We start from the raw sequence: 9,630 nt of genomic DNA, 5'->3' as shown, positions 1-9,630 counted from the left end.
ATTTTGTAGAGAGCCCTGTCGGGACTTCGGTCACCGGCAGGGCTCTTCTCTTGTTGTGTTGCGAGCCACTCGGTGTTCATGTTGTCTGGGCACGATGCCGCTCATGGGGACACCTACGGATGAGCTGCTGCATGAGTTGACCCGGGCGCGTGTGCGACCGGGCGACGAGGTCATCGTGCCGTCCTACGGCACTCCCGAAGCCGCGGAAGCGGTGCTGCTGGCCGGTGCCAGGCCGGTGTTCGTGGACATCGACGCCCATACCTACTGCATAGACCCGGCCGCGGTGGCCGAGGCGCTGACGCCCAGGACCGCGGCCATCGTGGCCATTCACACCTTCGGACATCCCGCCGATATGGCGGCCCTCACCGAGCTCGGCCAGCGGCACGGCGTGCTGGTGATCGGATACGGGGCTGTCAGCGAGCCCGCCGGGGAGATACTGCGGCGGCAGGCCAACGCGGCTTATCTGGACGGAAAGCTGCGTGGCGTCCTCACGCCGCCGGTCGCCCCCGGCGTCGAACACACCTACCAGCAATACGTCGTCCGGGTCCCCGGCAACGGCCGGCCGGACCGGGACGCGTTCGCCCGTACGCTGCGTTCTCGCGGCGTCGTATGCCATGTGCCCGTACAGACGCCCGCGCACCGCACCGCGCGCTTCCGGCGCGATCTGTGGCTCGCGGAGACCGAGCGCGCGGCCGATGAGTGCCTGGCGCTGCCCGTGGACCCGACCATGTCGCGGCGGGAGTTGCAGCGCGTGGTCTCGGCCTGCAACGCGCTGGGCGGGCTGCTGCAGTCAGCCGCCTGAGCCACGGGGCGGGTGGTCGGGAGCGCACTCGAGTTCGGGTATGATCGATCTCGTCGACGCGCCCCAATAGCTCAGTCGGCAGAGCGTCTCCATGGTAAGGAGAAGGTCTACGGTTCGATTCCGTATTGGGGCTCTCCTGCGAAGGCCCCCGCCAAGTGGCGGGGGCCTTCGTCATGTTCAGACTCCGCCGGGGGCGCCCCCGGCCCGCCCGGCCGACTCAGGCGTCCGCGGGCTCGGGCTCCGGGACGCGCATCGCCAGGATCGCCATGTCGTCGGACGGCGGCTCCGCGGCGAAGCGCTCGACCGCCCGCAGCACCCGGGCGGCCACCGCGCCCGCCGTAAGGCCGGTGCAGGTCGTGAGGACGTCGAGCAGGCCGTCGTCGCCGAGCATCCTGGTGCCCTCGCGTCGCTCCGTCACGCCGTCCGTGACGCACAGCAGCACATCGCCCGGGTCGAGCGTCACCGTCTGCTCGTACAGCTCGAGGTCCTCCATGACGCCGAGCAGCGGCTGGGGCTCGGCCGCCGCCTCCACACTGCCGTCCTGGCGCAGCCGGAGCGGCAGCGGGTGTCCGGCGCAGACGACCTTGAGCACCGCGCTGCCGTCGTGCTGCGGCCACAACTCGCCGTAGAGGAGGGTCAGGAAGCGGCTGCGGGCGCCCTCGTCGAGGATCGCCGCGTTGAGCCGCTCCAGGACCGCCGGGCCGCCGAATCCCTCGCGGGCGAGCAGCCGCAGGGCGTGCCGGGCGAGTCCGGTGACCGCGGCGGCCTCCGGTCCGGTGCCGCAGACGTCACCGATGGCGAAGCCGTACGCCCCGTCGCGGATCGGGAAGAGGTCGTAGAAGTCGCCGCCGACCTCGTTGCCCTCGCCCGCCGCGCGGTAGATGACCTCGACCTCGACTCCGGGGACCTCGGGCTGCTCGGGCGGCAGCAGACTGCGCTGCAGGGACTGGCTGATGGCGGTGCGCTCCGAGTAGAGCCGCGCGTTGTCCAGCGCGAGCGCGGCCCGGCGGGAGAGGTCCTCGGCCAGCTCCAGGTTCTCCTGGCGGAAGTGCTCGTCGGTGGGCTTGCCGAGGATGAGCATGCCGATGACGCGGTTGCGGGCCACCAGGGGCAGCACGACCGTCTCCCCGCCGACCGCGGAGGCGGTCGCGAGCGAGGCGCCGGGGCCGGAGGAGGGGCGGGCGGAGTCGCCGAGGCTGAGGCTGCGCAGCGAGGTGCGCAGGGCGGCGGCGTGGGCCGCGTCGTAGGGGCCGGACCAGCTGCGGGCGCCGCCGGTGGGGACCTGCTCCGGTGGGTCGATCTTCATCAGCAGGGCCTTGAGCCCGTCGATGCGGTCCTCGTCCTCATGCAGAACGTACGACAGCTCGGGATCGGACACCTGGTCGGCGACCGTATAGACGGCGCACCAACTGGCCAGCGTGGGCACCGTCATCTGGGCCATGAGCGCCAGCGTCTGATCGCGGTCCAGCGTGCCCGCGAGGAGGTCGGACGCCTCGACGAGGAAGGACAGGGAGCCGCGGCGCAGCCGCTCGAGCTCGGTGAGGCGGGCCCGCTCGACGGCGAGGGCGATGCGGTCGGCGGCGAACTGCAGCCGCAGGGCCTCTTCGTTGCTGTAGCGGGCGGGGGACTCGGCGGCGACGCCGAGCGAGCCGGTGAGCCGGCCCTCGACCTTCAGCGGGACCGTGACCACGGAGCGCATCCCCGTGTTCACCAGCAGCGGAACCGCGCCGGGCACCGCGGACAGGTCCTCGTGGACGGCGGGCATCCGGGCCGAGCCGTAGCGCCCGGTGCCCGCTTCGACGGGGACGCGGGCGAAGCGCTGGCGGGCGGAGGGCAGCCCGGTGGAGGCGCGGACCTCCAGTTCGGTCTCGTCGTCGGTGGCGAGCAGCAGATAGGCGGCGTCGCCGTCGAGCATGTCGCGGGCCCGTTCGACGGTGCGCTGGAGCAGTCCGTCGAGGTCGTCGGGGGCAGGGGAGCCGATGAAGACCTCGAAGGCGTCGGTGGCCGGGCCCCGCTCGGCGGTTTCGGCGGTGTCCACGTTCGCACCGCGCATCGGGCTCTGGAGCACCGCGCGCTCGCGGTCGCGCACCAGCAGACAGACGGTGGACGGCTCGCCCTCGGCATCGCGGATGCGCAGGTGGGAGGCGTAGACGGGGGAGACCCGGCCGTCGGCGCCGCGGATGCCGTACGAGCCCTCCCAGCGGGAGAGCAGGAGCGCCTCGGCGACGCCGGTGCCGGTGCCGGGGGTGTGCGGCCAGGCGGCGAGGTCGGTCAGCGGCTTGCCGATGATCTGTTCCGGGTGGTAACCGAACAGTTCCTGGGCGTCGTCGTTCCAGGCGCTGATCAGTCCGCCGCTGTCGACCTGGACCACGCCGACCCGGACCCGGGAGTCGGCGATGGGCAGGGCGCTGGAGGGCAGGGCGGGCCCGGCGGCCCGGGTGCCGGCCGGGCGGTCGGGGAAGTCGAGCTGGAACCAGACCTGCTTGTGGGTCGCGGTGTACTCGACGCCCCAGCGGGCGGCGAGCGCGGCGCACAGCAGCAGACCGCGGCCGCCCTCGCGGTCGGGGTGGCCGAAGTGGTGGCCGCCATTGCTCTGCAGCGGGACCTCGCGCTCGGGGTAGCGGTCGGCGACCTCGACGCGCACGCCGGTGTCGGCGCGGATGCAGACCACATCGGCGGTGGTACCGGCGTGCACCACCGCGTTGGTGACGAGTTCGCTGGTCAGGACGACGGCGTCGTCGACGATGTCGGTGAGTCCCCACCCCTGGAGGGTGTCCCGGACAAAGGCGCGGGCGGCGGCGACCGAGCGTCCGACCGGCTCGAAGGTGGCGGCTGCCCGCGCGGTGATCACAGGTCTCCTCATAAGTGTCTCGGCGAACTGCTCACCCATGTCGCAGCGCCCCTCCGATGCCCTGGCCGGTTGCCAGGTTACTTACCACCGATGCCGTCGCGAATGCCGGTCGGTCCTGAATCCACCCGGAGGTGCCCTCGGCGGTGTGGGATGCTGCCGAACTGTTATGGCCTGGTTGGGGCATGGTGAAACACTGGGGAAGCTGGAAGAAGAACCCGACGAGGACGGTCAACCCTGCGGGAGGGACACGGTGGAGTCTGGCGCAGCGGCGCGGGGCACGAATACGCGCGCGAAAGGCGGACGGTCCCGGAGCAATGGGACGACTGAAGTGGAGACGGCGGCCCTGAACCGGCTGCTGACCGCGATGACGGCCATGCGGGACGGGAACTTCCGCAAGCGGCTCACGGTCTCGGGCGAGGGCGTGATGTCCGAGATCGCCGCGGTGTTCAACGAGGTCGCGGACCGCAATCTGCAGCTCACGGGCGAGCTGACCCGGGTGCGGCGGGTGGTCGGCCGCGAGGGCAAGCTCACCGAGCGGCTGGAGACCGGCGCCTGTGAGGGGCAGTGGGCCGCGGCCATTGACGCGTCCAACGCCCTGGTGGACGATCTCGTACGGCCGGTGTCCGAGGTGGGCCGGGTGCTGTCGGCGGTCGCCGAGGGCGACCTGGAGCAGCGCATGGACCTGCGGGCGCAGGGCTCCGACGGGTCGGCGCATCCCCTGCGGGGCGAGTTCCTGAAAGTGGGCCGCACGGTCAACGGCCTGGTGGATCAGCTCTCGGCGTTCACCGACGAGGTGACGCGGGTCGCGAGCGAGGTCGGCACCGAGGGCAAGCTGGGCGGTCAGGCCCGGGTGCGCGGAATGTCGGGTTCGTGGAAGGACCTCACGGAGTCCGTCAACACGATGGCCTCCCGGCTCACCGCTCAGGTGCGTGACATCGCTCTCGTGACCACGGCGGTGGCCAAGGGTGATCTGTCCCGGAAGGTCACGGTTCATGTGTCCGGGGAGATGCTCGAGCTGAAGGAAACCGTCAACACGATGGTGGACCAGCTCTCCTCCTTCGCCTCCGAGGTGACCAGGGTCGCCCGTGAGGTGGGCACCGAGGGCGAGCTCGGCGGCCAGGCGAAGGTGCCGGGCGTGGCGGGCGTCTGGAAGGACCTCACCGACTCCGTCAACCTCATGGCCGGGAACCTGACCGCGCAGGTGCGCGGGATCGCCCAGGTCACCACGGCGGTCGCCAACGGTGATCTGTCGCAGAAGGTGACGGTGAGCGCACGCGGCGAGGTCGCGCAGCTGGCCGACACGATCAACACCATGACGGAGACGCTGCGCACCTTCGCGGACGAGGTCACGCGGGTGGCCAGCGAGGTCGGCGCCGAGGGGCTGCTGGGCGGTCAGGCGCAGGTGCCGGGTGCGGCGGGTACGTGGAAGGACCTCACCGACTCGGTGAACACCGCGTTCCGGAACCTCACCGCGCAGGTGCGGGACATCGCCCAGGTGACGACGGCGGTGGCGAACGGCGATCTGTCGCAGAAGGTCACCGTCGATGTGGCCGGTGAGATGCTGGAGCTGAAGAACACCGTCAACACGATGGTGGACCAGCTGCAGTCGTTCGGCGCCGAGGTGACGCGGGTCGCCCGGGAGATCGGTGTCGAGGGTGAGCTGGGCGGTCAGGCGCAGGTGCCGGGCGCCGCCGGTACCTGGAAGGACCTCACCGACTCGGTGAACACCGCCTTCCGGAACCTCACCGGACAGGTGCGCAACATCGCCCAGGTGACGACGGCGGTGGCGAACGGCGACCTGTCACAGAAGGTCACCGTCGACGTCTCCGGTGAGATGCTCAAGCTGAAGAACACCGTGAACACCATGGTGGACCAGCTGTCCTCGTTCGCCGACCAGGTCACCAGGATGGCGCGGGACGTGGGCACCGAGGGCCGGCTGGGCGGTCAGGCCCGGGTGGACGGGGTCAGCGGCGTCTGGGCCGACCTGACCGACTCCGTGAACTCCATGGCCGGGAACCTTACGGCGCAGGTGCGCGGTATCGCCCAGGTGACGACGGCGGTCGCGCGCGGCGATCTGTCGCAGAAGATCGAGGTGGACGCGCGCGGCGAGATCCTGGAGCTGAAGAACACCATCAACACGATGGTCGACCAGCTCTCCGACTTCGCCGAGCAGGTGACCCGGGTCGCCCGCGAGGTGGGTACGGACGGCCGGCTGGGCGGTCAGGCGCAGGTGCCCGGTGTGGCGGGCGTCTGGCGGGATCTGACCGACTCGGTGAACGGCATGGCGGGCAACCTGACCGCCCAGGTGCGGAATATCGCGCAGGTGGCCACGGCGGTGGCGCGCGGTGATCTGTCGCAGAAGATCGACGTCGATGCGCGCGGCGAGATCCTTGAGCTGAAGAACACTCTGAACACGATGGTCGACCAGCTGTCGTCCTTCGCGGAGGAGGTCACCAGGGTCGCCCGTGAGGTGGGCACCGAGGGCCAGTTGGGCGGCCAGGCCGAGGTGCAGGGCGTCTCCGGGACGTGGAAGGACCTCACCCAGTCCGTCAACAGCATGGCCAACAACCTGACGTCCCAGGTGCGTTCGATCGCGGAGGTGACGACGGCGGTCGCCAAGGGCGATCTGTCGAAGAAGATCACCGTCGATGCCAAGGGCGAGATCCTCGAGCTGGTCACCACGGTGAACACGATGGTGGATCAGCTGTCGTCGTTCGCCGAGCAGGTCACCCGGGTGGCCCGTGAGGTGGGTACCGAGGGGCAGTTGGGCGGTCAGGCGCGGGTGCCGGGCGTGACCGGTATCTGGAAGGACCTGAGCAACAACGTCAACCTGATGGCCAACAACCTGACCATCCAGGTGCGGAACATCTCGCAGGTTTCGGCCGCGGTCGCCAACGGCGATCTGACGAAGAAGGTGACGGTCGAGGCGCGCGGCGAGGTCGCGGCGCTGGCCGACACCGTCAACACGATGGTGACGACGCTGTCCTCGTTCGCGGACGAGGTCACCCGCGTGGCCCGAGAGGTGGGTACGGACGGCATCCTGGGCGGACAGGCCCGGGTGCCCGGCGTCTCGGGGACGTGGAAGGACCTCACCGAGTCCGTGAACTCGATGGCGTCCAACCTGACCGGCCAGGTCCGCAACATCGCGATGGTCACCACGGCCATCGCCCAGGGTGATCTGACCAAGAAGATCGACATCGAGGCACGGGGCGAGATCCTCGAGCTGAAGACGACCATCAACACGATGGTGGACCAGCTCTCCTCGTTCGCCGACCAGGTGACCCGGGTGGCCCGTGAGGTGGGCACCGAGGGCCAGCTGGGCGGCCAGGCGCGGGTGCGGGACGTGGCCGGCACCTGGAAGGACCTGACCGAGTCGGTGAACGAGATGGCCGGGAACCTGACCCGACAGGTGCGCGCCATCGCCGAGGTGGCCACCGCGGTGACCCGTGGCGATCTCAACCTCAAGATCGACGTGGACGCCTCCGGCGAGATCCAGGTCCTCCAGGACCACATCAACACCATGATCGCCAACCTTCGTGAGACCACGCTCGCCAACAAGGAGCAGGACTGGCTCAAGGGCAACCTGGCCCGGATCTCCGGTCTGATGCAGGGCCGTCGCGACCTGGAGGACGTCGCCCGGCTGATCATGAGCGAGCTGACCCCGGTGGTCTCCGCCCAGCACGGCGCGTTCTTCCTGGCCGTACCGCCAGGCGAGGGCACCGACGTGGTCGCGGACAGCACCTCCGACGACGGCTACGAACTGCTGCTGGTCGGTTCCTACGGCTACACCCAGGGCTCGATGCCCACGCGCTTCAAGCCCGGTGAGACGCTGATCGGCACGGTCGCCGAGGAGAAGCGGCCGATCCTGGTGGAGAACGTGCCACCGGGCTACCTCAAGATCGCCTCCGGGCTCGGTGAGGCGGCTCCGGCCCATGTGATCGTGTTGCCGGTGCTCTTCGAGGGGCAGCTGCTGGGCGTGATCGAGCTGGCCTCGTTCCAGCCCTTCGCCCAGATCCAGAAGGACTTCCTCAACCAGATCGCCGAGATGATCGGCACCAGCGTCAACACCATCAGCGTCAACACCAAGACCGAGGTGCTGCTGAAGCAGTCGCAGGAGCTGACCGAGCAGCTGCGGGAGCGGTCGGCCGAGCTGGAGAACCGGCAGAAGGCCCTCCAGGCGTCCAACGCGGAGCTGGAGGAGAAGTCCGATCGGCTGGCCCGCCAGAACCGCGACATCGAGGTCAAGAACACCGAGATCGAGGAAGCCCGGCAGGTGCTGGAGGAGCGCGCCGAGCAGCTCGCCGTCTCGATGCGCTACAAGAGCGAGTTCCTGGCGAACATGTCGCACGAGCTGCGCACGCCGCTCAACTCGCTGCTGATCCTGGCCAAGTTGCTCGCCGACAACGCCGACGGCAACCTCTCGCCGAAGCAGGTGGAGTTCGCCGAGACCATCCACGGCGCGGGTTCGGACCTGCTGCAGCTGATCAACGACATCCTGGACCTGTCGAAGGTCGAGGCGGGCAAGATGGACGTCAGCCCGACCCGTATCGCCCTGGTCCAGCTCGTCGACTATGTGGAGGCCACCTTCCGGCCACTGACCGCCGAGAAGGGCCTGGACTTCTCCGTAAGGGTGTCGCCGGAGCTCCCGGCGACGCTGCACACCGACGAGCAGCGGCTGCTGCAGGTGCTGCGCAATCTGCTGTCCAACGCGGTGAAGTTCACCGACAGCGGCGCCGTGGAGCTGGTCATCCGGCCGGCGGGCGCGGATGTGCCGAACGCCATCCGGGAGCAGTTGCTGGAGCACGGCGCGCTGCGCGACGCGGACGCCGAGATGATCGCGTTCTCGGTGACCGACACCGGTATCGGCATCGCGGCGAGCAAGATGCGGGTGATCTTCGAGGCGTTCAAGCAGGCCGACGGCACCACCAGCCGTAAGTACGGCGGCACCGGACTCGGCCTGTCCATCAGCCGGGAGATCGCCCGGCTGCTGGGCGGCGAGATCCACGCGGCGAGCGAGCCGGGCCGCGGCTCGACGTTCACGCTCTATCTGCCGCTGCACCCCAGCGAGCTGCCGCCCCAGGGCTACCCGCAGCTCGCCCCGAGCAGCTCCGCACCGGGCCTGCTGGCGCTCCCCGGCGCCGTGGAGGAGACCGCGGAGAACGGCGCCGGGGCGGAGCGGGAGGAGGCCGCACAGGACGCCTCCGACGGCTCTTCGGTGGCGCGCGGCCAGGGCGGCTCCGGGCTGTTCCGGCGGCGCCAGCGGGCCGAGCAGGAGGCGTCGCGGACGGACGTGGAGCAGGCCCCGACGGAGCCGGAGACGGGCGCCCGGTCGGCGGGCCGCCGCCCGGGACGGCAGTCGCAGGCCCCCGAGCCATGGCTGCTGGGTGGCCAGGACCTGGTGGCCCCGGAGCCGGTGGGCGGCTTCCAGGGCGAAAAGGTGTTGATCGTCGACGACGACATCCGTAATGTCTTCGCGCTGACCAGTGTGCTGGAGCAGCACGGGCTGCAGGTGCTGTACGCGGAGAACGGCCGGGAGGGCATCGAGGTCCTGGAGCAGCACGACGACGTCGTACTGGTCCTGATGGACATTATGATGCCGGAGATGGACGGCTACGCCACGACGGCCGCGATCCGCAGGATGCCGCAGTTCGCCGGGTTGCCGATCATCGCCCTCACCGCGAAGGCGATGAAGGGCGACCGGGAGAAGAGCATCGAAGCGGGCGCGTCGGACTACGTCACCAAGCCGGTCGACACCGATCATCTCCTTACGGTGATGGAGCACTGGATGTCGGTTGAGTGACCCGAGGTACGCGCGGGACAGCCGTGGTGTTGACTGAGTGTCGCCGAACACGTGTGGGAACGCGGTATTCGGGGAACCTTCTGGTCTTCCACCGCGTTTCTGCTACGTGCACAGTGACATCGCGGTGACAGGGTGTGGCGAACAGCGGGGTGCGGCTACCATGACCGGCACAAGGAC

The 9,630-nt window shown here is 69.9% G+C and carries 3 protein-coding genes and 1 tRNA gene; 3 read left to right on the top strand and 1 reads right to left on the bottom strand.

What is annotated here, in order from left to right; translation table 11 throughout:
• Positions 1-103: 103 nt before the first annotated feature.
• Both NP777_RS42200 and NP777_RS42195 read left to right on the top strand, forming a co-directional pair.
• Positions 104-802 carry a DegT/DnrJ/EryC1/StrS family aminotransferase gene (locus NP777_RS42200; RefSeq protein WP_256655491.1) on the top strand — a complete coding sequence of 233 codons (699 nt, stop codon included), beginning with the start codon at positions 104-106 and terminating at the stop codon, positions 800-802.
• Positions 803-862: 60 nt separating this feature from the next.
• Positions 863-935: transfer RNA gene (locus tag NP777_RS42195), tRNA-Thr, on the top strand.
• 84 nt (positions 936-1,019) lie between these two features.
• Here the strand turns inward: NP777_RS42195 and NP777_RS42190 are convergent.
• Positions 1,020-3,653, bottom strand: coding sequence for a SpoIIE family protein phosphatase (locus NP777_RS42190; RefSeq protein ID WP_256655490.1), 2,634 nt, complete (start codon positions 3,651-3,653; stop codon positions 1,020-1,022).
• 250 nt (positions 3,654-3,903) lie between these two features.
• Here NP777_RS42190 and NP777_RS42185 point away from each other — a divergent pair, with 250 nt between their 5' ends.
• The gene (locus NP777_RS42185) at positions 3,904-9,453 is read left to right on the top strand and encodes a HAMP domain-containing protein (RefSeq protein ID WP_256655489.1); all 5,550 of its coding nucleotides are present in this window, start codon (positions 3,904-3,906) and stop codon (positions 9,451-9,453) included.
• Positions 9,454-9,630: the final 177 nt, after the last annotated feature.

The organism is Streptomyces rugosispiralis (genome assembly GCF_024505145.1).
Lineage (GTDB): Bacteria > Actinomycetota > Actinomycetes > Streptomycetales > Streptomycetaceae > Streptomyces > Streptomyces rugosispiralis.
The sequence above is the reverse complement of the archived record's forward strand: the minus strand, read 5'-3'. Positions and strand labels throughout refer to the sequence as shown.

Excerpts from the sequence above, each read along its gene's own strand:
- NP777_RS42200 (WP_256655491.1), top strand. The coding sequence starts at position 104 with ATGGGGACACCTACGGATGAGCTGCTGCATGAGTTGACCCGGGCGCGT.